This window comes from Mesorhizobium sp. PAMC28654 (assembly GCF_020616515.1).
Lineage (GTDB): Bacteria > Pseudomonadota > Alphaproteobacteria > Rhizobiales > Rhizobiaceae > Mesorhizobium.
In genome coordinates, this window is record NZ_CP085135.1 from 3,187,148 (window position 1) to 3,213,262 (window position 26,115).

The following is a 26,115-nucleotide window of genomic DNA, read 5'->3' on the forward strand; positions in this document are numbered from 1 at the left end:
GACGCCGACGCGTGGACGGAATCAAAGGAAGACTGGCCAAGGGCGCGGCGTGGATCACGGCGGCCCGGATCATCACCAACCTTCTGGGGCTGGTGAGCACGCTTGTCCTGGCGCGCCTGCTCACCCCCGGCGATTTCGGAATTGTGGCCCTTGGCTGGACCGTGCTCGCCATCTTGAACTCAGTCACCGAGATTTCGATCGGTGCGGTGCTCATTCATCATCCAAATCCCACCAGGGAGCACCTCGACACGGCATGGACGCTTAGCGCGCTACGCGCCGCGGCCGTCGCCGCCATGCTCATGGTCGTCGCGATACCGGCGGAATCGGCCTTCGCGGAACCGCGCCTGCCGCCGGTGCTTGCGGCGCTTGCGATTTCGACACTCCTGGGAGGGCTCGGCAGTCCGCGTCGAATCCTGCTCACGCGTGACCTGGTGTTCTGGCAGCAATTCCTGATCGAGGTCTCCCAGAAGCTGGTCGGGCTTATCGTGGCGGCTGTGTTTGCGTTCACCTTCAGAAGCTATTGGGCACTCGTTGCGGGAACACTGGCGTCGGATCTCACCGGCCTCGTCATTTCCTATGTCGTTGCGCCGTTTCGGCCAAAGCCCGGGCTGCGGCACTGGCGCGAGATGTTCGGCTATTCCATCTGGCTGACCCTGGCACAGGCCATCAACACGCTGAACTGGCGCTTCGACCACCTGCTGATCGGCGCCTTCCTCGGCAAGACTCCGCTTGGATATTATTCGGTGGGCGACAATCTCGCCGCAATGCCGACGCGCGAGGCGATCGCTCCTTTGACCTCCGTCCTGTTTCCCGCATTCGCCCATGTGAAGAACCGGGACGACGGTGGCCTGGAGAAGGTCTACCAGTCATCGCAAGCGCTGGTCACGATGATCGCCTTGCCGGTGGGTGTCGGGATGGCACTGATCGCCGAGCCCTTGGTCCGACTGACAATGACGGACAAATGGCTGCCCGCCGTAATCGTGATCCAGGCCTTGTCCGCCGTGTTCGCCGTACAAACCCTGGGAAGCCTCGCGCAGCCGCTTGCAATGGCCACAGGCGACACGCGACTGCTCTTCAAGCGCGACGTTCAGGCATTCATCCTGCGCGTCCCCTCCGTCGTCGTGGGGCTTTGGCTTGGTGGACTTGCCGGGGTGGCGATCGCGCGAGCGATTGCGGGCGTCATCGGCATCTTCTTCAATCTTCAGGTCGTTCGGCAGCTCACCGGCATTGGCTACCTGGCGCAATTGCGCCCCAATCTGCGCAGCCTGGCAAGCGCCGGAGTCATGGTCGCGGCCGTGCTCGGGTCTCGTTTGGTGCTTCCATCCGGCGTCGAAACGTCCGAGCTGGCTTTGAGCCTGTCGTCGCAGATCGCCATCGGAGCGATCGCTTTCATCGGAGCACAATTGCTGCTTTGGAATTTGATGCGGCGGCCTGAAGGACCCGAAACCGAAATGATCGCCCTGTTCAAGCGGCTGTTGGTGGGCAGGGGCGCACGCCTGCTTGGGCGGTGGGCATGAAGGGCCCGAGCCGGCACGACACCGCGGTCATCTTCGTGACCGACAACGGATATCTCGGTCCGTCACTGCTGGCGGCACTTCAGCTGACAGCGCAAGGCGTCGACGCGCAGGCCGACATCCTCATCTACACGGTCGGCATCGATCCAGTGCTGATCGACACACTGCAGAACAGTGTGGGGCGAGCGATATCCTTCATCGCGCTCCCCGACACGTCCTATGTGCCACCCGATGGTGTGGCGTTTGCCAAGAACCACGTGCCCGTCACGTCGTTGGCGCGGCTGGTGATAGCCCCCCACCTCGCACCAGCGTATCAGAACATTGTCTATCTGGATGGCGATATCCAAATCGTTGGAGACGTTACTCCGCTCATCCGACATCGCGTTCGCGACGGTTGGATTGCGGCGGGCAGAGGCAGCGCCTGGTTTGATCCCGATGACAGGCTGGGCCTCAATCCGACAGGCTATTTCGATGCACTCAACGGAGCCACCCGCGACAGCTACTTCAACGCGGGGGTACTCGCATGCCGCCGGGATACCTGGGCGATTTATGGACCAAGGGCGCTGGACGCCTTCTTTCGCAACAGCGAAAAATTCATTCGTCACGACCAGAGCGCGCTCAACGCGGTGTTTCAACAGCACGTCGAACCGCTCTCACCGGCCTATAATTTTCACAATGCGTATGCCGGTCTCCTCTGCCACAGGATTATCGCGCCGAAGGTCATTCACTTCACCGGCGCCGCCAAGCCATGGAAAGCCGCCGTCCCCCCATGGGGATGGCACTTTCATAAATCATATGTCGATCTAATCGAGCGTTTTCCCGAGCTTGCGTCGGTTTTTTCGGTCGCCACGCCCCATCCGCAGCCGAAATCCAGCTTGCGCGGCAAGGTTATGGCACTGCGGGGCGCACGCCATCGAATGGTCCAGCGCCGCGCATTTCGCACCTATGTCAAGCGGGACGTCTTCGCCGTTAGATAACGCCGCCATGTCGATCAATCTGGGAAACAGGTCTTGGCTCAAGAGCGTTTCAATTCTCTGCATGCAGTTCGTGGAATTGCGGCTATCGTCGTACTGACGAGCCACCTGGTGTTTGCCATTCCGGGCCTAGACTTGCTTGTATGGGCGGACCCAAATGCAACACGTCATTTCAGTTGGCACTGGAAAAACGCGATTACCTATTCTCCCCTCCATGTCTTCTGGAGTGGACACGAAGCCGTGCTGGTGTTTTTCGCATTGAGCGGTTTTGTCCTGACGTTGGCTATTCTCAAATCACGGGACTCTTTTGCCGCTTATGTGGCAAAGAGAATCGTGAGAATTTGGGTGCCTTTTGCGATCGCATTGTTGCTGGCGATAGCTGCCTCAGAAGCTCTTTTCGTCCTCCCCATCGGAGACGGTTACAGCGAATGGCTCCGGCACACCCCACCTGGGGTGATTTCAATCAAGTCCGTATTGGGTCATTTGTTGATGACGGGGCTGACCCAACATATGACGCTATCGCCCGTAATGTGGTCTCTTGTGCACGAGATAAGAATATCCATCGCGATGCCTATTATCGTTTGGGGTATTCTGAAATTTCCAAAGCTCATGGTCGCTTTGGCTTTGTTTCTATTAGTGCCCGGCGCAATTTGGCCTGAAGCATTCGCCCTCACGGCCAACAGCGTCTCGCAATCCTTACTGCAAACCGCCATTTATGTTCCAATTTTTATCGGCGGAGCGTTCCTTGCCATCTATCGAGACACATTGAAAACGACGATCGCCAAATTTCCGACCCTTGTCGTTGCGTTGATATGGGTCACGGGAATTCTTCTTTTGGAGGCTCGTTGGATCATCCATGACGGGTTACTTTTCAGCCACATTGCGTCTGGAATTGGCGCTGGCCTCATAATTCTTATGGCGTTCGCCTCGCCCGGGAGTAGTCGTTTCCTCGACAGGCCGGCGCTGTCATGGCTGGGGGATATATCTTACCCATTGTACCTCACTCATTTCACAGTGCTCATCGCTGTCGCGAAAATAGGTACATTGATTGGTGCTCCGGTGTGGGTGGTCCTGCCCGCGGTTTTTGTAGTGGCGCTTTTGGTGGCAGACATTTTCAGAAGAGTGGTCGATAGTCCCGTGCAGAATCTCAACAGGATGTTTTCGGCCAAGCCCCAAACCGCCTGATCCGAGCCGCCACCATTGAAGTGGCAGGGTGGTCAGCCCGCTACGTGCTTTGGATCGAACTGGTCACGAGTACGGGGCGCACGACGGCGTCATTGCATTCAGCGGCTCACGCCGCCATCCTGCCGATACTGTGATATTCGATGCCGTGGCGGGCAATGACTTTCGGGTCATACAGGTTTCGACCATCGAAGATGACTGGCGTGGTCAGCGCGTCCCTCACCGCGTCGAAGGAGGGGGCGCGGAAGTTCTTCCATTCGGTCGCGATCAGCAGGGCATCGGCGCCACGCAGCGCCGCCTCCTTGGTGCCGCACAAGAGCAGGTCATCGCGCAGCCCGTATATGGCCTGGCATTCCTGCATGGCCTCGGGGTCGTAAGCCTGGACGTTGGCGCCGGCCTTCCACAGTGCTTCCATCAGAGTGCGCGCCGGGGCCTCGCGCATGTCATCGGTGTTGGGCTTGAACGCCAGGCCCCACAGGGCGAAGGTCTTGCCCTTGAGGTTGCCCTTGAAATAGCGGTTCACCTTGTCGAACAGCACCGACTTCTGTTCATTGTTGCGTTCCTCGACGGCCCTCAGCAGCTTGGCGTCGAACTGGACCCCTTCGGCGGTCTTGATGAGCGCGCGCACGTCCTTTGGAAAGCACGAGCCGCCATAGCCGAGACCGGGATAGATGAAGTGGTAGCCGATGCGCGGATCGCTGCCGATGCCCTTGCGGACCTCCTCGATATCGGCGCCGAGCTGCTCGGCCAGGTTGGCCATCTCGTTCATGAAGCTGATCTTGGTCGCCAGCATGCAGTTGGCGGCGTATTTGGTGAATTCGGCGCTGCGCACGTCCATCACGATCATCTTCTCGTGGTTGCGGTTGAACGGCGCGTAAAGCTCGCGCATCACCGCCTCGGTGTCCTCGCTGTTGGTGCCGACAATGATGCGGTCGGGCTTCATGCAGTCCGCCACGGCCGAGCCTTCCTTGAGGAATTCCGGATTTGAAGCGACATCGAAGGAGAGGTCCTCGCGGCCTCGCGCCTTCAGCGTCTCGGCGATCCTGGTCTTTATCTTCTCGCAGGTGCCGACCGGCACGGTCGACTTGCCAACGACGATCTTGGGCGCGTCCATCTCCCTGCCAATCGCCTCGGCGACCGCCAGCACATATCTGAGGTCGGCCGAACCATCCTCGCCCGGCGGGGTGCCGACGGCGATCATCTGGATCTCGCCATGCTTGACGGCAGCGACGGCATCGGTGGTGAAGGTGATGCGCCCGGCCGCGTGGTTCTCCTTGACGAGGCTTTCGAGCCCGGGTTCGTAGATCGGAACGAGGCCCTGGTTGAGCCGCTCGACCTTGCTCGCGTCGATGTCGACACACATCACCTGATGGCCGACTTCCGCCAGCACCGCCGCCTGCACCAATCCGACATAGCCTACCCCAAAGACCGTCAAGTTCATCCGGTGCCGCCCCCGTTCAAGCCAGCGGACCCTCTCGGGCCCGCCGGTTCAGATGTATTTTTCCTATCGCTTTCACTTTATGGCGCATGCGACCGATTCTGGAAACTGGCAAGGCTGGCCCAAGGCCGTGAACGCAACGCGCTTCACTTGGAGCGTGACCTTGCGGCCCGGGTCCGAGAAGGGTCCCATCCAGCCGGTCAAGGTGTCGCTGCCCCACAGGCTGAAGAATATCTTCTGCGCGTGCGTGGGCAGCTTCGCCGGATCTGTAATGGTGTTGACCAACTGGCCATTCAGGTACCAGCGCAGCCGGTCCTTCTCCCAGACAAAGGCGTAGTCGTTGAAGGCGTTTTCAGTGCCGCCCGCCACATCGACCAGCTTTTCGTTTTTTCCTTTGCCGGCTATATAGACGTTGGCCTGCACCTTGGAGGTGTCCTTGGTCAGGATTTCGAAGTCGATTTCATCCCAGGGCTGCTTGTCGGAAGGCCCGATATAGGAGAAGAACGCCGCGTTGAGACCAGAACCCGTGTCGGTCTTCATCCGCGCTTCGTAGGTGCCGTAGCCGAAACGCTCCTTGGTCTGGATTTCGGCGCAGCCAAAATCGCGGTCCTTCAATTTTCGTTTTTCGAAGCCAAGCGTCAGTGCGCCGTCGGAAAGCCGGATCAGGTCCTTGGACCAGGTACAATTCTGATGGCTGCCATTTGTCCAGCCGTCGGAAACGTACCACCGCGATTGATTGAAAGTGGTGAAATCGTCAACGAATGACGGTCCGCTCGGAATATCCTGGGAACGCGACACCGTCGGCCCCACAATAAGGCTTGCGAGGGCAACCAGCGTAAACATGCCAGGTGACCACAACCGCTCAAGGCCGCCTTGTCTTGCGTGACGCGGCATCGGCCTGGCAGTTGTGATGGTAGAGGTGTTTTTCGAATTCGCGTTCATATCAAACTCACCTTTGTGCTGTGTACCCCAACCCAAAGTCGACATTCGAACTGTAACGAGACGAGTCGACCTCGATCGTCTGCTACCCCCTCTCAACCTTGTTGCATGCAGTTTCAGAGTCAGAACGTTGCCCGCGGCCCTGACGCCTCCGCCTCACCCTCTGCCGGCGCGAGCCGGCCTGGGGAACTTGACATCCGCCTCCAGCGATCCCTTCCCGTCGAAGATCGCATCCAGCGAATGACGGAGTTCCTTCATCCGGAGGTGCTGCTGCGAGAGCACGGCGATGCGCCGCTCGCAATTCAGGATCGACTTCGTCAGTTCGCCGATTTCGGACGCGCGGCCGGAGGCGGACCCGTTCTCCATCGCCTCGACCAGAAAGGCCGCGTTCGTGGCCTTGGTCCTGTAACGATTTTCAAGTCCGTTTTTCTCCGCCTCGACCTCCGCCGAGATCTGATCGAACAATCTTGCCAGCCGATCCAGGCGCGAGACATCGGTCTGCTGGTCGCGGGCGGGGTTTCTGGATCGGAAGCCGAATATCGAGGCCATCGTTTCAGACTCCTGTCGTTGCCGGATTCACCCGGCGGGAGAGACACATTGGACCAATTCGCGCGGCCGTTTGGAATTGCTGCATCGCAACATAGAGTGCCATCCCGGGAGCGAGTAGGCAACCATCAAGCTCGTAAACTGACAAATCCGATCGAAACGGCGGCTGCGATGGGCTCAAAAAACACCACCGCTCAAGGTTCGCCAGCGGTTTTGGTTCCAGCCATGAGAACCCGGAACGGCGGCGTTTTCTGGGGCTTGGAAGCAAGACCGGCATGGCGAAAGAGTGCCTCGAGCTTGTCGGCGGCGACACCCCGAACGATGGGAATGAGGTTGGATTGACTGGCCAGCGCATAGGCGGCCGCCGATGCCAGCCCGCGTTCGGCCTTCACATCGAGGAACTTTCGCAAGCGGTATTTGTCGCGGACATGACGTTCGTGCTTTCTCAGCACGGCCTTCGATCCCTCCGGCAGGCTGTCGATCTTCAACAACGACAGATCCGCGTCGGCAAGGCGCTTCAGATCTTGCGTCTTGTGCCGGCCGCTCAGCGAATCCGGACGCACGATGGCGCCATAGCCGCAAGACCGGATGACCTTGAACCGTGCCCCCTGAGCAACCGCGCGCGCATAGAGTTCGTAGTCTTCGCCAAGGCGCAGGCCCTCATCATAGCGCAGCCCGTGCCGATCAAGGAAGGCGCGGCTGATCACCGGCTTGAGGAAGCCGAGTTCACCCCTCTGCACGCGGCGCCTGGAAATATTGCCTTCGATGAAGCGCTCGAAATCGAGGAATTCGGGATCGGCCGAAAATCGCGGCGCGACGATTTTCGTGATGTCTCCGGCCACGTCATCCCTGATGAGCATGATGTTGTCAGCCGCGAAATCCCAGTCGGCGCGGGCAAACAGTTTTCGAAACCGGCCCTCGAGAAAGAAATCATCGGCGTCGAGGATACCGATGAAGGGCGACCTGGAGCCGGCGATCGCGGCATTGCGGGCAAAGGAGGGGCCACGGTTGATCTCGAGGCGCATGACGGAGAGCCGCCCGCTGCCATCATCGGCAGCCCGGGCCACGCTTGCCGTGTCGTCGGTGGAAGCATCGTCAACGACCACGACTTCCGTCACTTCCGGTTCACGCAACGCGGAAGCGATGGCAACCGGGATTGTCCGCGCCGCGTTTCGTGCCGCGATGATCACGCAGACCTCGGTTCCTGTCATGGACATGGATTAACCTCTTCATTGCACCGGTAGCGTCTCGTTTTGCTTGCCCCTCCCGTTCGGCGTCAGACATGTTCACACTCTCAGCGACCACCCGGCCGTTCAAAAATGCGACGGCTGAGATCGGCTGACGCGGCCCAACCGGCCTCGGCCATGTAGCGGACCGGCGCGCGGCCGCACAGTTCCCACAACACGGTTCGCCGCTGCGGCCACCGCAACGACGACAACCAGGGAGCGATGACCATGTTGAGCAGGTCTTCATTACCGATGCGCGACAATATCCGGGTGGCCCGTTCCGACAGCAGCGTCCCAGCCCCGCCAAGAAGCACGTCGGCGGCGCGCAGACCAAGCAGCAACGTGTCGACCAGCCCCTGCTCCGTTGCGTAATCAAGCACATTCTGCTGCTCCGTCGCGCTCAGCCGGCTGGCGCTGGCGCGGACATCACAGACATAGCCGGCGCAGGGCTCGCGGTTGAAAAGCGCCTTGGCAACGCTGATGCAGGAAAGAAGCAAGGTGTCGGACGCCGAAATGAACGGCACGTTCGTGCCGACGATTTCGACAGGCCGCTTGCGCCTCAGAAATCCGTCCGTATCGCGCGGACTGGGCGAACCCGGCTGCTGGAGGCGGTAGTGAAGATCGACGGTGGAGGATGCCGAGCCAGTGGAACGGGTCATGTGCTGCTCGCCAAGAAAACGAACCCACCACACGGACCTCGATTTGCCTGCAACCTCGTAGCCAATCGCCCGCAGCGCATCACGTGCCCAAGAGAACCCCGATGACGAGACCAGGATATCGACATCCCCGGAAGGCTTCATGAAATGATCGCCATAGAGAAGCTGCTGCTGGAACGGGCCCTTCAGAAACACAAAATCGATATTGCGGTCACGCAAGGCAGTGTGGATGGCCAGCGAATCCATGATGCAGGACGAGTTCATCGCCATCGTCCTCCTGCGATAGGTATCCAGCCACTGGGACAGATCCGGAGGTTTTCGCCGGGTGAACGAGACAGTGCCTTGAGGACAAACGTGGCAACCTTGTTCAACCTGGCGATGTCCGCGACGTTGGCAACCGACACGCTCGACATGGGGGCTTCGCCTGCGGATGCCCCCGGGCTTACTGCGAAGAACAACCTCAGGCATGCCTGCACATAGGCAATCTCGTCGGCGCAGTTGGCGGTGCGCAACCGTTCATACGAACTTTCCTGCAAGGCCATCCTAGGCAAAGTCTCCGCAAAACAATCTGCACGACACCTATGCTGCAACTGCGAACACGCAGCATCGCCAAAATCTCTTGCGGCGTCCAGTTTTTCCTTTTGGCGCCCGACCTCTACAATCACAGCGTGCGTGAGTTCTATCTTCAAAACTTACGACAACCGCGGTTGCAATATTAACCGGCGCTCCATTTCAACCGCTCTCAACAAGATTTTACCAGTTTAGATACACTCTTTAGCTGTGTCTAAAAAATGGGCGCCTGGACGAATATTTTTATTTCAACAAAATCAAATGCTTAATGAATCAGCACAAGAAGACGCTCATGCACACCGATTCAGCATGGAGGACGGCCGGCTCCGACCGTCCCTTCACAGAATCAGCAGCCATCGCAACCCATAATTGATTAACGCTTGGTAAATCAGGCTTGACTCATGAATGTTGCCATGCAGCTATTGCGGTGCAGCAAAATATGCTGACGGCACTCGACAGGCCGTTTCCAGCCCTTATCGGAGACTTAAATGGAACAGAATGTTGATAGGCAAGAGTACGAAACGCCCAGCCTGACGGTTCATGGTTCGATCGAAACCATCACCCAGGGCGGTGGCGGCAATACGGCGATCGACGCATCCTTTCCCGCGCACACGCCGATCTCCCAGCTGACGTTTTCTTGAACTTGTACCGGCTTCTAGAGTGACGAAGTTGGGACTCTAGATCCAAAATACACAAGGGCCGGGGATCAAGGATCTCCGGCCCCCCTTGATTCCCGGCAATTGCCGAAGCGTATCCGTAACCGAGGTTTTAGGATGAACTGGAACCCATCTGAGCATGACAGCGTGAGTGCGACCAAGGATGCCGTGGCTTGCGAATTCGGCAACGGCCTGGCGCTGCTCAACGTGAAATCCAACATCTACTACAGCCTGAACGGTGTCGGTGCTTTCATCTGGGACCTGATCCAGGACCCGAAGCCGATCCTGGAGATCCACCAGGCGGTGCTTGCGCGCTACAATGTCGATCCCGAGCGCTGCAAGGCCGACGTCGACGGGCTGCTGAAGGGCCTGGCGGACAATGGGCTTGCGAGGCTGCATCATGAGGAACTTGTCTAGAGTTCTCTCCCTGAGCGGCTCGGAAATACTTTTTCTTGGCCGCTGCCTGCTGGTGGTCACGGCTGCCCGGCTGGGGTTGACGCTGTTTTCCTACAATCGCGTTCGCGCCGTGGTGATGCGGCTGGACGCGCGGCAAGCCGCTGATATCGCCGACCTGCGGCGTGTCGCCTGGGGCGTTGCCGCCGCCGCGCGGCTCGTGCCGCGCGCCAGCTGCCTCACCCAGGCGCTTTCAGGCCAATACATCCTCGCCCGTCAAGGCAGCGCATCGAATATCCGCATCGGTATCGAGCGGGATACGGGAACGCAGTTGAAAGCGCATGCCTGGCTGATGAGCGGCAACCACATCGTTCTTGGCGGCACGGTCGACGGCTTCGCCCATCTCGTCGATCACGGTCGGTAGCCGAATGAGCGGCGTGGCCGGAATTCTGCTCAGGCAGGGTGGCGCGCCGGCGGCAGCGGCCGCGGACATCCAGCAGATGCTGGCGCGCATGCGGCATCGGGCCCGCGACGGCAGCTCCTGGTGGATGGATACGCCCATCGCCCTTGGCCATGCTTGGTTCAACACAACGGATGAATCCGGTCCCGGCCCCCTGACCATGGCCGGCGGCAAGCTTGCCGTAACGGCTGACTGCCGGCTGGACAACCGGGACGAGTTGCTGGCGCGGCTGGGCATCAGGGACAAGTCGGTCGCCGATGCGGTCCTTTTGATGCGGGCCTACCTGCGCTGGGGCGAGGACTGCCCGGTCCATCTGCAAGGCGATTTCGCCTTCGCCATCTGGGACAGCGAACGGCAAGCGCTGTTTTGCGCGCGCGATCAGTTCGGGGTCAAACCGTTCTACTACCACGCCAGCGTGCAGCGCTTCGTCTTTGCCTCGGAGGCTGGACCGATCCTTGGCATCGACGGGGTCGGTACACGCATCAGCGAGCATCAGGTTTCCGGGTTCCTGGCAGGACTTCCCGATGACCCGCAATCAACACACTATGCCGATATCTTCCGCTTGCCGGCGCGCCACACTCTGACCGTGACGGCACAGCAGGTGGTGTTGCGCCGATATTGGCAGATCGAGCCGTCATCGCGGCCGATCCGGTCGGACGCGGCCGAGGAATTCGCCCATCTGTTCTCGCAATCGGTTCGAAACCGAATGCGGGGCACTTCGGCTGTAGGCGCGATGTTGAGCGGCGGCCTCGATTCCTCGTCGATTTCCTGTGTGGCAGCCATGCAAAACGCCGCTGAACACAAGCCAAGGCTCCCCACCTTCTCGCTGATCTTCGAGAAGGGGTCGTCGATGGACGAACGCCCGTTCATCGACGCGGTGCTGCGGCAGCAAAAGGTCGACGGGACGTTGATCCCGGTCGGCAATTATCAGCCATTTGCCGAATTCGAACAGGTTCTCGAGGAACAGGAAGGGACCTTCCTGGCGCCGGGCCTCACGCTTACCCGCAACCTCTACAGGACCGCTGGCGCCAAGGGCATCAAGGTGCTCCTCGACGGACATGGTGGAGACGAAGTCGTCTCGCAGGGCCATGGTCACCTGCATGAGCTCGCCAATGCCGGCAAATGGATCGACCTGTGGCGCGAGATCCGCAGCGCCTCCAACACCTATGGCGACGGTATGCTCGGCCTGTACTTCCAGTTCCTGACCATTTACGGGCCGGCCTGGCGCGTCGCCAAGCTCAAACATGCGGCGAACCGTGTTCTGAACCGGATACGCAAGCCAGCGCAGGCATCGCAAGGCGCAAGCTGGCACGGCCTGATCAATCCGGACCTTGCTGAAAGAACCGACCTTGTCGATCGTTTTCACAGGGCCGGCTACATGCCCCCGACGGTAAGCGCCAGCGAAGCGTTGACCCATCGCTGGATCCTGTCGAACGGCTACGTACCGCATTCCTTCGAGGTTCTGGACAAGGCGGCGGCCAATTTCGGCGTCGAGGCGCGCTATCCGTTCTGGGACAAGCCGCTGGTCGAGTTCTGCCTGGCACTGCCGGGCGAGGAGAAACTGAGCCACGGCTTTGGCCGTTACGTGCTGCGCCGTGCCATGGAAGGCATTCTGCCGACGGCGGTTCAGTGGCGGCGCGACAAGATCGATTTCACCGCCAATCTCGTCAACGGCATGCTCGGTAACCACCGCGACCTCCTGGAGCGCGTACTGGTTTCGGATGCAATCCGTATCGCACCCTATGTCAACCTGTCGGCGGTAACCGCGGCCTACGCACGGCTCGTGCGCCAGCCGGATCAGGCAGCGCCGCTCGATGTCCAGTACGTCTGGCGTTCGGTGTCGCTGTCCCTCTGGCTGCGGCAGGTCCAGCTTCGCGGGAGCCACGCATGATGTCCAAAAGCGCGCCGTTCGCCTCGTATCCCGAATTTGCCCGCGAGCGCCCGCAAGGCGGGTCCGTGCGAAAGCGGCGCTTCTACAAGGCCTACGGGCTGACCATCGCTTCAGATGTGAGCTTGCCGGAGCTTGAACCGACCGCGCCGGCGGCAGTCGATGTGCTCATCCATGTCGGCCCCATCGACCTGCCCAAGCCCTCGCCGGAGCTTGGTAGCGACTTCCGCTTCGAAGCTGACCGGCAATATCTGGCATGGCAGGCGGTCGGCGCGTTCCTGATAAGCGATGCCTGCCGCATCGACGTGGAGCCGGCGCCGGGCGTCGACGACGCCTTGATCGCCTTTCCACTGCTGGGACCGGTCATGGCGCTTCTGCTGCATCAGCGCGGCCTGCTCATCCTTCACGCCAGCGCAATAGCCGTCGGCGGCAAGAGCGTGATCTTCATGGGCGACAAGGGCGCAGGCAAGTCGACGACCGCGGGTGCGATGATCCGGGCCGGCCACGAATTGCTCACCGACGACGTTGTGGCGCTCGACATGACCCGTTCGGACAAGGCGATGATCGTTCCGGGTTTTCCGCAGTTGAAACTGGCCGCCGATGCCGCCTCCGCCATCGCCCTCGACGATGTCGAGGTCCGCCCGCAGGTTCATCCGGCGATCGACAAGGCACAGCACCGCCTGCTCGGCGGCTTCTCCCACGACAGGGTTCCGGCGACCAGGATCTATATCCTCGAACGGGGCGAGCGGGCGGCGATCTCGCCCTTGCCCACCATTGCCGCGTTGCCCGCGATCATCAAATTCTCCTATGTCACACGTTTCGGCCGGCCCGCTTTGGTCGGCGACGCCGCCGCGCTGCATCTTGGGCATTGCGCAAGATTGGCTGATCAGGTCGGGGTGTGCCTTCTCGAAGTGCCGACGGGACTCGACAGGATCGGCGAGGCCGTGGACCTCATCGAGAGGGACCTGGCGGCAGAGGGCGCGCGGCGCTCCAACCATTCCCGGTGAAGAGCATGTCCGGATTACCAGCCATTCGCCTGTCGCTGTTTCGAGAGATCGCCGGATTCGGCGCCACCATGGCCCGGATTGGCGGCCGGCGAACCTGGACGACGTTGATCTTCCTGGTCCTCGGCAGCCTGACCGAAGGCATCTCGATCCTGCTTCTCATCCCGTTGCTGCAACTGGTCGGACGCTCCGACCAGAACTATGCAATCAGGCTGCCTGACAATGAATTCTTCCGCTGGCTGTCGCCTGACGGAACGCTGCAACTGACGACGGTGCTGTGCGCGCTTGTCGGGCTGATCACCCTGCAGGCGGCTTTCAACCGCTTCAAGTCCGTCTACATGGCCAGTCTTCTCTATGACTTCATCAACCGCCTGCGCATCAACCTGTTCGAGAGCATCGGGAAGGCGCGTTGGGGCATATTCACCCGGCTGCGCGGCTCCGACCTCGACCATGCCCTGACAGGCGACATCGACCGCGTGCAGGCAGCGGCCTTCGCCCTTCTGATGCTGGTTCAGATCGCCGTGCTTCTGGCCGGATACCTCGTGGTGTCGGTGTTCATCTCGCCGGTGATGACGTTGTTCGCCGTGGTGATCGGCATCCTGATGTTTGCGGCGCTTCAGCCATTTCGCACCCGGGCCACCGCCTTTGGCCGGGTTCTCACCGCCAATCGCCAGGATCAATACCGTACGGTTTCGGAATTCCTTGGCGGCATCAAGGTGGCGAAGAGCCTGAATGTCGAGGCCAGCTATTTCGCCCAGTTGCAGTCGATCCTCGAAAGGATGAAGGCCGACAACATCAACTACGTGCGCAACTCCACGATCGGCACCGCCTTGTTCCAGGTGGCGAGCGTCGTGGGCTTGAGCCTGTTCATCTATGTCGCGCTGGTTCGCTTCAACCTGTCGCTTGCCGAGATCGTCGTGCTGCTTCTGGTCTTCATGCGCATTGCACCGCGCTTCATGGATCTGCAGACGCAAGCCCAACAGGTCCTGATCAATTTGCCCGCCTATACGTCGATGCGCGGCCTGCAGATGCGTTTCGATGCGGAGCGCGAGCCGGCCAGTTCCAGCATTGACGAGCCTGGCAAGTTGTCGCTCGATACGGGACTGAACATACGCAACGTGTTCTTTGGATATGGCGACGGCACCGGCAAGGCGGTTGTCAGTGACATCACCTTTGGCCTTCCCGCCGGAAAGGTCACCGCCCTTATCGGCCCTTCCGGGTCGGGCAAGAGCACGATCGCCGACATGCTGCTTGGCCTGCTCGAACCAACGGCCGGCAAGATGCTCGTCGATGGCATCGAAATCACGGGCGCCAATCGCAGGCGTTGGCGCGATCAGGTGGCCTATGTGCCGCAGGATGTGTTTCTCCTGCATGATACGATTGCTGCAAACCTTCGCCTCGCCGCGCCCCAGGCGACCGACGACGAGTTGTGGACAGCGCTTCGCTCAGCGCATGCCGGCGACTTTGTCGAGCGGCTGGAACACCGGCTCGCGACAGTGGTTGGCGACCGTGGCGTGCGGCTTTCGGGCGGTGAGCGCCAGCGCATTGCACTGGCGCGGGCGTTGCTGCGCAAGCCGTCACTGCTCATCCTGGATGAAGCCACAAGCGCACTCGATTGGCAGAACCAGTCGTTGATCGCCAAGTCGATCGACGGGCTGCGCGGCTCGATGACGGTCCTGACCATCGCGCATCGGCCATCGATGATCGCCTTTGCCGACTGGGTGGTGGCGATGGAAAATGGCCGCGTCGTGGAAGTCGGGCAATATCAGAGATTGAAGGAAAAGCCGGAAAGCCGGTTGTCCAGGATGCTGTCGGGCGAACAGTCCGACAGGGAACCCGCCGACGCGGCCTGAGGCAGGAGGATATCTAACCGGATGGTGAAGGTGCGGGATTTAGTGAAGGCTCCTGCGGGCGCCGAGCTTCTCGCCCTCGGCGGCCTCGGTCGAATTCAGTTTTCTTTCAGCGTCGCGAATCTTGTCGGCCGGGGTCGGAGCACTTCTGGCAACCATGATGTAGACGAGCACAAAGTAGCCGATTTGAATGATGACGGCACAGACGACAACGCGAACAAGCGTCGTGACCACCGAGGCGCCGTCGAGATAAGACCACAGGACCACGATCGCGAGCGCGAAGACCATGCCGATGATAAATTTTGGCAGCGACATATCGGACCGCCTCTCAGCCGGCCCGAGCAAAAATCGACGACTGACCCACCCAAGCCTCCCTTCACCACACGAGCTTATTTGGCTGCCCGCTTTCGGCCGGTTGCTTCCCGCCTTACGACCTACGCATTTTCTAGCAGAAACAATTTGCTAGTCTATTAAGGCGCTTAATAGGCAGCAAGGCCGGACGCACATATTTTTGAATGAGCTGCGAAGATAGAGTCCGTAATGTTGCATCGCACACACAGAATCATGGTCGATTCCTTCGCGCTCCATTCCGCCAGTATAATCTCTAATATTGATTAGTATTTTACGCTAATATTCCTATGCTCGCTACCACACTAAAGCAGTGAACTCCTCATCGAATCGTGATCAAGGGCGAATCGCCCCAATTTTGCCGCAGAAGCACCATCAATTTTGCGGATATGCCTCGCACATGTCATAAACGTGCCATAAAAGCCGAATCTTGTGCAGGCAGAGCTTATTATTTAGTCAATCCATGACGTGACTATTTCAACGGTATGGGAAATTGTGTGTTGCGCTGCAGCATTTTTTTGGTACCGTGCCGTGAACCATTCGTTCAACGCATGGAGTTTCGGCATGAGGGACGTTGCGAAGTCAGCCACAGCGGGCTTTCCGCAAGCTGACATTGATTTTCCGCCGCCGATCGGCGGCCTGCTCAAGCGCAGCTTTGATATTGCCGGTTCGCTGGCTGGATTGATTGCACTCAGCCCGCTGTTTGTGATGATCGCGCTGCTTGTCAAATTTTCCGACGGCGGATCCATTTTCTATGGTCATCGGCGGATAGGCCGGGGCGGGCGGATTTTCCCTTGCCTCAAGTTCCGCACCATGGTGCCGGACGGCGAAAAGGTTCTGGCGGCGTATCTTGCCGCCAATCCGGATGCCAATGCCGAATGGCTGTCGACCCGCAAGCTGAAGAACGACCCACGTGTCACGCGTGTCGGGGCCATACTGCGCAAGCTTTCCCTCGATGAACTGCCGCAGATCATAAACATCCTTCAGGGCGACATGAGCCTTGTGGGACCTCGTCCGGTCGTGCGCGACGAGTTGGAGATCTATGGCAGCGCCGCGGTCTACTACCTGAAATCGCGCCCCGGCCTGACCGGGCTCTGGCAGGTCAGCGGGCGCAATGACGTCTCCTATGACAGCCGGGTGGCATTCGATCGTCACTATGTCGAGAATTGGTCGATGTTCGAGGACATTCGCATCATCATCAGGACCGTGCCCGCCGTCTGGATGTCGCGCGGCTCCTACTAAGCTGTCGGCTCAGGCAAACAAAAAGTCGACTGCCTCACACCAGCATTCGTCAAAGCTCATTGGGCGGGCCAAAGCGGATCGGAAACGTTCAGTTGAAAACAGACATATTTGACGTCTTTAGCGCCGGTCGTCAGCCGCGTGTGCGGCTTGCCGCCGGCTGCCTGGTCTTGGCCCTCGCCTTTCCTGCCGCCGCCAGCGAGTATCATCTCGGCGCGCTGGACAAGCTCAACATACGCATTGCGGAATGGCAGACCGTTGACGGCACCTTCCGCGACTGGTCTTCCGTCAATGGAGAATACACCGTCGGTCCGGCCGGCACATTGTCGGTGCCTTTCGTGGGTGAGTTTCCCGCATCCGGCAAGACCACGTCCGAAGTCGCCGCGGCGATCGGCGAGGCGTTGCAGCGCAAGCTTGCCCTGCCGGACAAGCCGGAAGCTTCCGTGGAAATGGCTGCATATCGGCCGTTTTACATTTCGGGCGAGGTACAAACGTCCGGCCAGTTCCCCTATGTGCCTGATCTGACCGTCCTGAAGGCCATCAGTGTCGCCGGCGGGATTCGTCACAGCGACGATACCGGCCAGCGCTACGACCGCGACCTGATCAATGCCAAGGGAAATTTCGACGTTCTCGAGGACCAGCGGGTGCGGCTGATCGTCAGGCGTGCCCGAATCGAAGCTGAAATGGCGGATAAACCGACGTTCGACGTGCCGAAGGAAGTGGCTGACAATCCAAAGCTGCCGAGTATCGTTGCCGACGAGATGGCGATCCTGGGAGCTGATCAAAAGAAGCTGAAACTGCAGCTCCAGGCCCTCGACGAGCTCAAGAACCTGCTGCAGTCCGAGATCGAGTCCCTGCAGAAGAAGATCGACAACCAGCAGCGGCAGGTCGATCTTGCAAAGCAGGAGCTCGCCAGCGTCGGCGTGCTGGCGCAGAAGGGCCTGGTTGCCAATACAAGGGTTCTGACGTCGGAGCGATCGATCGCCGACCTGCAGGGCCAGGTCCTGGATTACGACACGGCCATCCTCACCGCCAGGCAGTCGATCAGCAAGGCCACGCAGGATGGCATCGACGCGGAAAACACCCAGAATGCCAAGCTTGCCACCGATCGGCAGCAGACGGAATCGGACCTCAACGCGGCAATTCTCAAGCTGAACATGAACAAGGGCCTGATGTCCGAAGCCATGTCCGGCAGCCCCGGTTCGCAGGCCTCTGGCGACAGCGACCAGCAGCCCACGATCTCCTTTGCCCTGGTTCGCACCGTCGATGGCAAGACCAGCGAGATTGCCGCCAGCGAGGATACGCCGGTACAGCCCGGAGACGTTATCAAGGTCAAGCTGACGCCAGCAGCCAGTCAGTAGGGTTCGCCGCGATTTGAGCCTGACATGGTCCGTCCCGGCAGGCTCGCGGCCCTAGTCCGCTACCCGCTTGGCCGACCGCCGAGCTGCAATTAGTTGCAGCCTCGGCCGAGTCCGCAATTTTCGACGGAAAGCCGTTTCCTCTAGTCTAGAGCCTGTTCTAGCCCGATGGAATCGGGATTGGGCTCCATCTGCTTGTTTGAGCATGATCTCTGGACAGACGGGAACCGTTTGTCCGAGAAAACCGGGTCCCACTTTTCGGGATCATGCTCTAAGTCCATCACCTTGGTACGAATTGATGCGACGCGCCCTATACGTGTCGCTATCCCAAAACCGCCGCGCTTTGGGCGACGGCCTTCAGCCCGTCGCCATCTTCGCTTCATCGAGGTTGGACGGGGCCCACCGCGTATGGGTGACAGGCACCTTCACCAGCTTGAAGAAGCTGTAATACATCAGGAAGGAACCCATGACGTAGGGGGTGAGGATGTCGACCTCGACAAAGGACCGGATCAGAAGCAGCACCATCACGCCGGCAAGAATGACAGGCTCGGGTCGCCATGCCTTGAACACCACCGCCGATATATGCCCCCACACCGTGCGCAGGAGTATCAGCGAAATGAGCGCCGCCCCGACATAGCCGAGCTCGACAAGGGTTTCGATATAGGTGTTGTGGAAATGGAAGCCGGCGCGGGCGGTGATGAAGAATTCATTCCAGAGCCGCTCGGCCTCGGAGGAGCCCTGCACCCAATAGGCCGCGTAGCCAACGCCGAGAATTGGCGACCGCTGCACGGCATTCCACCCCTGCTCCCACAGATATGTCCGGCCAGTGAGGGTCGAATCCTTGCCGAAGATGCCAAGGACAAGATCCATGAGTCCCAGATTGAGGGCCGCTACCACCCCGACGACGACCAATCCGCCGCCGACAACGAACACAACCCTTCGATACCGACGTGAGAGCAGCTTGCTTGCCGCAAGCAGCACCACCAGCGCCAGGACCGCCGCTATTGAAGCGATAGAGGTGGCGGAATGCGAAGCGACCAGCAGATAGGCTGACAGAAGGGCAATGGGCGCCGTCCACAGAAGGCCGAAGCGGTCACGCCGGAGAAAGGCAAGGAAAATAACGTAGAAATAGATGCCAAGCGACGCGACAAAGCCGAGCTGGTTCTTCGACGCGAAGGCGCCGACAAAATTGTAGGAACCGTCGAGTGTGTCTTGGGAATAGCCTCCGACCTTGAGCGAATAAATCAGGACGAAGAAGATCCCGACCAGGCAGCCTATCGTCAGGGTCCTGACGCTGACGGTGCGCGCCGCGATATAGGCGCAGGCTATGTGAGAGGAGTACTGGATCGCCGTCCTGGCGGTGATGCCGGGCGCCGCTGACCAGAATATCGAGAAACAGACATAGGCGGCAAACGCCAGCGGCAACCACGCGCTCGAGACGTGGCGCAGGTAACGCCGGTAATCCACGAGGATGAGCGGGAGCCAGACGGCGTAATAGGCCAGGATGACCATCTGGCCGAAAATGGTGGAATAGGAGAACGCAAAGATGGAAACAGCGACAGCGAAGCTGCCATAGGCTGTGTTCTTCTCCGGGTTGACCAGCAAGGATTTCGGAATCTTCATCTCGGTATCGGATTTCCCATGCCGTTCAATGCCTGACCCGCCGCCCCCAATGTCTCATTGTGCAGTGCAATATAACCCATCCCCTGCCGCCTGTCACCCAGATGACGGGTATTGCCGAGGGCCTTGGCGTCCGACCAACGGACTCCGTGCAAAAGATCAGGACGGGACTTGCAGGATCAGGCCATCGCCCGGCTGGCTATCGCGGGCTGAAGACGCGACCATCCGGCGTGAGCGCTACCAAAGCGCTCCGCCGGTGATCTGGATGTTTTCCATGGTAATGCCCTTGGCGGCATCCGAGCAGAGGAAGATTGCGAGCGCGGCGATCTCCTGCGGCTGCAGCATGCGCTGCTGCGGGTTGCCCCTGGCGATCTCGGCCATCGCTTCCTCGGCCGTGCGCCCCTTGCCCTCGCGCTCGACGACCTGCGCCACATTGCGGCGCATCAATTCGGTCTCGACCCAGGTCGGGCTGATCATGACGCAGGTGACGCCATGCGCCGCCCCTTCCAGCGCCACGCAGCGGGTGAGACCCAACAGCCCGGCCTTGGAGGCGCAATAGGCGGGATTGTCTTTCCAGCCGACGGAAGCGGCGGTCGAACCGATGTTGACGATGCGGCCCCAGCCGCGCCCGATCATGCCCGGCAGTACGGCACGTGTGACACGGAAGGCGCCGGTGAGGTTCGTGTCGACGATCTTGTCCCAGAGCGCATCGGAATGACCGCAGACCGGCTGTTCGGCGGTGGTGCCGGCGGCATTGACCAGAATGTCGGCGGGGCCGATAGCCGCTTCCGCGTCTGCCACGAAACGATTGGTGATGTCGCTGTCGCGCACGTCGAGGTGGGCGGCATGGACCTTGGTTCCGTGGGCGGAAAGGGCCGCGCGCACGCGATCGATTTCATCCGCGCCGGGATAGTAGGCCGCATCGGACTTATCAGCACAAGCGGCCGCTATATAAGAGCCGACGGCGACATTGGCGCCGGCCTGCGCCAATGCCGTGGCAATCGCGAAACCCATTCCGGAAAATCCGCCGGTGACGATGGCGCTGCGGCCGGAAAGGTTTGTCATCAGGCACGGTCTCCGGACAGTTCAGGACGGGCAACCGGGCCCGAAAAGGTTTGAAAATCACGCGGCAAGCCAGCCTCCATCGACAAGCATTTCGGAGGCGGTGACGACCTTTGTTCCCTGGCCGCAGGCTGCAACGCAGCAGCCTACCCTGGAACCATACAGGTGCCAGTGACGAGCGCTACCTTGCCTGCGACGCGGTTCACAAATCGAAGTCTTTAAAGCGGCTTGCCCAGCCATTCGCGATAAAAGCCTTCGAGATCCGGCTCGAAATCATGCACCAGGGGATAGCCGGGTGCCGCCGCCTCCACTTCGTGCATCGTGCCGCACTGCGGGCAGATGAATTCGCGGATTTCCATCCACCGCGGATCAGGAATGTCACTGTTGGGATAAATCTCGCGCAAAGCCTCCTCGGTGTTGCGCACATTGATCGCGGCCTTGAGCTTCCAGTTCTTGCGATAGTCGCCGAAGGAATGGCCGCACTCGCAGCGGGTTATCCGCTCATCGCCGCTCTGGCAGATGAACAGATGATCCGAGACCGGCAACAGGATCGGGTCCTTCCAGGCGACGCGGTCCTGATAGACGGCGACCATCTTGAAGAAACGGTCGTCGTCTTTGTAGGCGCTCATGATGCGCCTTGTCTGCGGCCAGGGCAGCTGGCCTGCAGCCAGATCGCGGAGGACTTCCTTGCTGTACGAGGTCATGGCTTTGCTCCCGGCATGAAGATCGATCTGGCATCGACGTTCCAGAAATCACTGAAGTCCTTGGTGAAGCGCGAGGAAAGCTTGATCGCGCTGGCGTACATTTTCTTCACCTCCGGCGCGAAGTCGGCCTTTTCGACGCGGCCGCGCTCGGTGGCGATCCAGTCCGCTACCGGTATTGCCTTGGCCAGCCGCTCCTTGCGCATGGCGGCGCGGCGTTTGACCGTCGCGTCGATATCGGCAAGGGGATAGCCGTCTTCATCATCCTTCAGCACAATGCCGAAAACCTGGTCGGCCGCCTGGCGGGTGAGAAAACCATTCTCGACATCCCAGGCCGTCTTGATCGGATCGCGCTCCAGCACATCGCCATAGCCGCCGCCGCCATTGTAGGAATGGCTGAAGATGTCGCCGGACTTGTGCGGCGCGGTGATGTAGGGGCCTTCGACCACGACATGGTCGCCGCCGATGTTCTTTTCATAGTCCGAGACATGCGGGTCGATGCCGGGCGCATGCGCCAGCGGTTCGCCCCTGGCAGCCAGTTCGTGGATATTGGAATCGCGCACGGCGCGGTGCTTCTGGCAGGTCGGCGCCGGATAGCCGCCGCACATGCCGCCATTGTCGAACACGCGCGAGGAGTGCTCCGACGTGTGGAGCCGCAGATGCGAGGTCTTGTTGATCAGCCAGGTCGAGACGAAGGAACAGCCGCCGCGATATTTGCCGGCGCCACCCGAATTGGGCACGATCGAACGGCCGATATAGACCATCGGCATCGACTGTTCCCAGACCTCGATGTTGCCCATGTCGGATTCCGGATTCCAGCCGACATAGGCGGTGTCGAGCCCATCCGCGATGGCAAGCGCGCCGGAGCCGGCGGCGGCGCATTCGAAATGCGCCATGCCGAACGGCGTGCCGTACTGGCTTTCGCCACCCATCTCGATCATCGGGCTGTTGACCTGGCCGACGAAGGCTTCCTCAACGAAACCCCGCGCCACGAAGCCGCGCGACAGCAGCCGCTGGAACACGCCATAGGCCGGCAAGAGCAAAGCCCATGAGGTGGCGGTCGCCACCATCTCGTTGTCGGGGTTGGTCCAGGTGCCGTGCGGCAATTTCAGCTCGGTCGCCATCCAGGCGCCGTCATTGACCAGGCCTTCGAAGTTCATGTGCTGGGTCAAGGTGACGAACATGCCGCCATCCATGCCGGCCGGCGTGCAGTTCATCGAATGGTAGCCCCAGGGCTGCGTGCCCTCGAAGTCCATGGTAATCTTGCCGTCGGTGGTGATCTCCATCTCGATCGGGATGTTGTAGAGCCAGTCCGGATCGCCGAGCAGCTGGAAGCCGGGCTTGCCGGCGGTGACGTGACCATAGAAGGTGTGGCCACGATAGATGCCGGGAACGGTGAGCTGGCGGGTGCGGGCGAGCTGGGCGCGGCGGCCCTCCTCGATGAATTCCTTCGACACCTTCATCCAGTAATCGAGGCCGATCTCCGAGATCAGCTGCTTGACGCTTTCACGCATGTCGATGCAGGAGGCGACCTTGGCCTTCTCATCGAGCACCCAGTAGATCGGCATGCGCAGATTGCGCTCGCAGCGGATGACGTAGTCGCGACGGATCTCGTCGTTCTCACCGATCTTCTCGGCGCAGACGAACAGGCCTTCTGTGAAGCGCTCCTGGGCGAGGCAGACGTCGCCACCCGGCGTGATGCCGCCGGCTTCCAGTTCGTGGCAGACCGCGCCGGCCCAGCCGACCAGCGTGCCTTCATGGAAGATCGGCACCACATCCATGACATCGGGCACCTGCACGGTGCCGATGAAGGCATCATTGTTGGCGAAGATATCGCCTTCACGGATGCGCGGGTTTTCCTCGTAGTTGTTCTTGATCATCCATTTGATGAAACGGCTCATCGTATGGACATGCACCATGATGCCGTTGGAGAGCGCGATGGCGTCGCCCTCGGGGGTGTAGATGGCGACCACCATTTCGCCGACCTCGCGCACGCCGGGCGAGGCAGAGATGCGGCGCGCCATCTCGCGTGCCGAGACGCAATAGGCACGCAGCTTGGTGTGCAGCGTCTCGAATTTCAGCGGATCCTGGTTGCGCAGAGAGAGCTCGGTGATGCCGTCATAGCAGCCGGTCTCTTCCATCAGCCGCTCGGAATCGAGCAGTCTTTCGCGAAGGCGCAGGGCCGAAGCAGGTTTGTCCAACATGGCGGTCGCCCTCTCAAGCGTGGGTGTAGTGCAGCAATGTCCATTCATCGACATGGACGCGGTCCTGTGGATGAATGACGAGCGTGGTGGCGGGGTGTTCGATGATGGCCGGGCCGATCACTTCGTGGCCGGGCTGCAAGAGATCCATCTCGTAGAGATTGGCCTTGTGCCAGCGCCCGCCGATATAGGCCTCGCGTACGCCCTTGTGGGCGGCTGCCGGATTGGAAGCGCCGAGCGGCCGCTTGAGCAGCACCGGCTTGACCTTGTCGGCGGTGGCGATCAGGCCGAGTTCGGTGATGGTGAAGCCGGCCTCGCCATAGCGCGACACGCGGTGGTTGACCTTGGCGTAGACCGCCTCGAACTCGTCGATAACCTTGCGCATGTCATCGGCCGAATTGACCTCGGCCATTGGCGCCATGACTTCGACGTCCTCGAGCTGGCCGGTGTAGCGCATCATCAGGAACGGCACGGTCTTGATCTTGTCGCGGGCATGACCGTCGACGATCATCTCGTCGACCGCTGCCTTTGTGAGATCGTTCCAGACATTGGTGACCTTCGTCCCAAAAGCCAGCAGTTCGTCATCGCTTGCCCGCGCGCCAATGTCATGCTGCGTCGATACCGAGTGGCGGCGCATGAAATCGGCGGTGGTGCAGCCGAAGGCGGAGAAGGCGGCGGCGAACTGGAAGGTGATGATGTCCTTGAAGCCGATGCCCCTGGAACAGCCGGCGAGATGCAGCGGACCCGAGCCGCCATAGGAGAGCAGCGTGAATTCGGAGGGATGAATGCCCTGGCCGGAGATGACGCGGCGCAATGCGTTGTTGGCGTCGGCCTCCAGCATTTCGATCATGCCTTCGGCGGCTTCCTCCAGTCCGACGCCCAATATGTCGGAGCATTTTTCCTGGAAGGCGCGGCGGGCCTCTTCGACCTGCAGCACGACCTTGCCGCCCAGGAAATAATGCGGGTTGAGGCGGCCGAGGATGGCGTCGCAATCGGCGATGGTCGGCTCGGTGCCGCCGCGATCGAAACAGATCGGGCCGGGATCGGAGCCGGCACTTTCCGGCCCGAGCGAGACCTTCTTGGTCAGTGGATCGACCTTGAGGATCATGCCGGCGCCGGCGCCGATCGTGTCGAGATGCAGGGTCGGCACGTTGAGCTTGAAACGGTCCATCAGCGGCTCGTTCTCGATCCGCGTCTGGCCGCGAGAGATGACGCCCATGTCGAAGGAGGTGCCGCCCATGTCCGAGCAGATCAGCGAGTCATTGCCGATCAGCTTGCCGACATAGGCAGCACCCAGGATGCCGCCGATCGGGCCGGAGATCATGGTTTCGTGCAGGCGCGGATGGTTGATCGAAGTCAGGCCGCCGAAGGAGAGCAGCGTCTGCACGCCATATTTGAAGCCGTATTTCTTCGAGACGTCCTCGATGCCCTTGAGCTGCTTGCGGCCGCGCGAGGTGGCATAGGCCTCGATCAGCACCGAGTTCAGCCGCGACTGTTCGCGGATGACCGGGCGGACCTCATGGCTGGTGTAGACGATGATATCGGCGCCGGCCTTCTCGACCTCCTCGCGGCATATCTCGGCGATGCGCTTCTCGTGCACCGGATTGACGTGCGAGAAGATGGTCATGATGCAGATCGCCTCGACCTTGTCGGCGATAAGCTTCCTGGCTGCAATCGCGACCTCATGCTCGTAGAGCGGGAGCACGATGTCGCCGAACTGGTCGATGCGCTCGGTGACGCCGTGCGTGCGGCGGCGCGGCACCAGCGGGTCGGGATGATGATGGGTCACGGCATGAAGCCGGTCGGCATAGGAATAGTCGGCCCAGGCCTGCAGGCCGCGGCCCATCAGGATCATGTCCTCAAGGCCCTTGGTGGTGATCAGGCCGAGCCGGCGACCGGTGCGCGACAACAGCGTATTGAGCATGCCGGTGCCGGAATAGAGCACGACGTTGACGCCGGAAAACAGCTGCTCCAGCGAGATGCCCCAGGCGTCCGCCGCATCTTCGGCCGAGGCAAGAAAGCCCTCGGCCTCGTTCTTCGGCGTCGTCGCCGACTTGCCGATCTTGAAGTGGCCGTCCTGATCGACAAGGATCGTGTCGGTCATGGTGCCGCCGGCGTCGATACCAATGACAATTGGGCTGCCAATGATTGGTGGGTTGCCAACGATGGGGGCGGTGAGGTTGGGTTGGGTCACGGTCGCCTCGGGTCTGGTCTAGGTTGACGCAAGGCTAGATTCGACAGGCGGCGTCGCGCCATATGCCTAAAGACACAATGACGATTGGGCTGACAT

General features: G+C 60.5%; 22 protein-coding genes. 11 read left to right on the forward strand and 11 right to left on the reverse strand.

Going from position 1 to position 26,115, the window contains the following annotated elements:
• Window positions 1-11 precede the first annotated feature (11 nt).
• From LGH82_RS15625 to LGH82_RS15635, 3 genes are read left to right on the forward strand one after another with little or no spacing between them, the layout of a single operon-like run.
• On the forward strand, window positions 12-1,517 hold the full coding sequence (locus tag LGH82_RS15625; protein ID WP_227349312.1) for a lipopolysaccharide biosynthesis protein: 1,506 nt from the start codon (window positions 12-14) through the stop codon (window positions 1,515-1,517).
• Window positions 1,514-2,491 carry a glycosyltransferase family 8 protein gene (locus LGH82_RS15630; RefSeq protein ID WP_227349313.1) on the forward strand — a complete coding sequence of 326 codons (978 nt, stop codon included), beginning with the start codon at window positions 1,514-1,516 and terminating at the stop codon, window positions 2,489-2,491. The genes LGH82_RS15625 and LGH82_RS15630 overlap by 4 nt, the downstream gene beginning before the upstream one ends.
• A gap of 33 nt (window positions 2,492-2,524) precedes the next feature.
• Entirely contained in the window at window positions 2,525-3,673 is a 1,149-nt protein-coding gene (locus LGH82_RS15635; protein WP_227349314.1) for an acyltransferase family protein, read from the forward strand.
• Between the two features lie 106 nt (window positions 3,674-3,779).
• Here LGH82_RS15635 and LGH82_RS15640 read toward each other — a convergent pair whose 3' ends face one another.
• The 5 genes from LGH82_RS15640 to LGH82_RS15660 form a co-directional block, all read right to left on the reverse strand.
• On the reverse strand, window positions 3,780-5,111 hold the full coding sequence (locus LGH82_RS15640; protein ID WP_227349315.1) for a UDP-glucose dehydrogenase family protein: 1,332 nt from the start codon (window positions 5,109-5,111) through the stop codon (window positions 3,780-3,782).
• 72 nt (window positions 5,112-5,183) lie between these two features.
• Window positions 5,184-6,050 (reverse strand): family 16 glycosylhydrolase, encoded by an 867-nt coding sequence (locus LGH82_RS15645; protein ID WP_413771450.1) that lies wholly within the window; start codon window positions 6,048-6,050, stop codon window positions 5,184-5,186.
• Window positions 6,051-6,203: 153 nt separating this feature from the next.
• Window positions 6,204-6,512: a hypothetical protein gene (locus LGH82_RS15650; protein WP_413771451.1), complete on the reverse strand. Its 309-nt coding sequence runs from the start codon at window positions 6,510-6,512 to the stop codon at window positions 6,204-6,206.
• A 275-nt stretch (window positions 6,513-6,787) separates the two neighbouring features.
• A complete protein-coding gene (locus LGH82_RS15655) occupies window positions 6,788-7,810 on the reverse strand; it encodes a glycosyltransferase family 2 protein (RefSeq protein WP_227349317.1) in 1,023 nt (340 codons plus the stop codon).
• A gap of 77 nt (window positions 7,811-7,887) precedes the next feature.
• Window positions 7,888-8,739, reverse strand: a complete 852-nt coding sequence (locus LGH82_RS15660; RefSeq protein ID WP_264484387.1) for a nucleotidyltransferase family protein — start codon at window positions 8,737-8,739, stop codon at window positions 7,888-7,890.
• A 794-nt stretch (window positions 8,740-9,533) separates the two neighbouring features.
• Here LGH82_RS15660 and LGH82_RS15665 point away from each other — a divergent pair.
• From LGH82_RS15665 to LGH82_RS15690, 6 genes are all read left to right on the forward strand, one after another.
• Complete coding sequence (locus LGH82_RS15665) at window positions 9,534-9,686, forward strand: lasso peptide (RefSeq protein ID WP_227349319.1); 153 nt, start codon at window positions 9,534-9,536, stop codon at window positions 9,684-9,686.
• A gap of 162 nt (window positions 9,687-9,848) precedes the next feature.
• Complete coding sequence (locus tag LGH82_RS15670; protein WP_227349320.1) at window positions 9,849-10,118, forward strand: PqqD family protein; 270 nt, start codon at window positions 9,849-9,851, stop codon at window positions 10,116-10,118.
• Window positions 10,102-10,518, forward strand: coding sequence for a lasso peptide biosynthesis B2 protein (locus LGH82_RS15675; protein WP_227349321.1), 417 nt, complete (start codon window positions 10,102-10,104; stop codon window positions 10,516-10,518). The genes LGH82_RS15670 and LGH82_RS15675 overlap by 17 nt, the downstream gene beginning before the upstream one ends.
• A gap of 4 nt (window positions 10,519-10,522) precedes the next feature.
• Window positions 10,523-12,445, forward strand: a complete 1,923-nt coding sequence (locus LGH82_RS15680; protein ID WP_227349322.1) for a lasso peptide isopeptide bond-forming cyclase — start codon at window positions 10,523-10,525, stop codon at window positions 12,443-12,445.
• A complete protein-coding gene (locus LGH82_RS15685; RefSeq protein ID WP_227349323.1) occupies window positions 12,442-13,449 on the forward strand; it encodes a serine kinase in 1,008 nt (335 codons plus the stop codon). Before LGH82_RS15680 ends, LGH82_RS15685 begins: the two co-directional genes overlap by 4 nt.
• Window positions 13,450-13,454: 5 nt before the next feature.
• Complete coding sequence (locus LGH82_RS15690; protein ID WP_227349324.1) at window positions 13,455-15,299, forward strand: ABC transporter ATP-binding protein; 1,845 nt, start codon at window positions 13,455-13,457, stop codon at window positions 15,297-15,299.
• 39 nt (window positions 15,300-15,338) lie between these two features.
• Here LGH82_RS15690 and LGH82_RS15695 read toward each other — a convergent pair whose 3' ends face one another.
• Entirely contained in the window at window positions 15,339-15,611 is a 273-nt protein-coding gene (locus LGH82_RS15695; RefSeq protein WP_227349325.1) for an exopolysaccharide production repressor protein, read from the reverse strand.
• Window positions 15,612-16,208: 597 nt separating this feature from the next.
• Between LGH82_RS15695 and LGH82_RS15700 the strand changes: the two genes are divergently transcribed.
• Both LGH82_RS15700 and LGH82_RS15705 read left to right on the forward strand, forming a co-directional pair.
• Window positions 16,209-16,886: a sugar transferase gene (locus LGH82_RS15700; RefSeq protein WP_227349326.1), complete on the forward strand. Its 678-nt coding sequence runs from the start codon at window positions 16,209-16,211 to the stop codon at window positions 16,884-16,886.
• Between the two features lie 92 nt (window positions 16,887-16,978).
• Entirely contained in the window at window positions 16,979-18,244 is a 1,266-nt protein-coding gene (locus LGH82_RS15705; RefSeq protein ID WP_227349327.1) for a polysaccharide biosynthesis/export family protein, read from the forward strand.
• 354 nt (window positions 18,245-18,598) lie between these two features.
• On the opposite strand, the gene LGH82_RS15710 is transcribed toward LGH82_RS15705, so the two are convergent.
• From LGH82_RS15710 to LGH82_RS15730, 5 genes are all read right to left on the reverse strand, one after another.
• A complete protein-coding gene (locus LGH82_RS15710; RefSeq protein ID WP_227349328.1) occupies window positions 18,599-19,864 on the reverse strand; it encodes an O-antigen ligase family protein in 1,266 nt (421 codons plus the stop codon).
• A 234-nt stretch (window positions 19,865-20,098) separates the two neighbouring features.
• Window positions 20,099-20,926, reverse strand: coding sequence for an SDR family NAD(P)-dependent oxidoreductase (locus LGH82_RS15715; RefSeq protein ID WP_227349329.1), 828 nt, complete (start codon window positions 20,924-20,926; stop codon window positions 20,099-20,101).
• Window positions 20,927-21,141: 215 nt separating this feature from the next.
• Window positions 21,142-21,627 (reverse strand): acetone carboxylase subunit gamma, encoded by a 486-nt coding sequence (locus LGH82_RS15720; RefSeq protein ID WP_227349330.1) that lies wholly within the window; start codon window positions 21,625-21,627, stop codon window positions 21,142-21,144.
• Window positions 21,624-23,828 carry a hydantoinase B/oxoprolinase family protein gene (locus LGH82_RS15725; RefSeq protein ID WP_227349331.1) on the reverse strand — a complete coding sequence of 735 codons (2,205 nt, stop codon included), beginning with the start codon at window positions 23,826-23,828 and terminating at the stop codon, window positions 21,624-21,626. Before LGH82_RS15725 ends, LGH82_RS15720 begins: the two co-directional genes overlap by 4 nt.
• A gap of 13 nt (window positions 23,829-23,841) precedes the next feature.
• Complete coding sequence (locus tag LGH82_RS15730; RefSeq protein ID WP_227349598.1) at window positions 23,842-25,971, reverse strand: hydantoinase/oxoprolinase family protein; 2,130 nt, start codon at window positions 25,969-25,971, stop codon at window positions 23,842-23,844.
• Window positions 25,972-26,115: the final 144 nt, after the last annotated feature.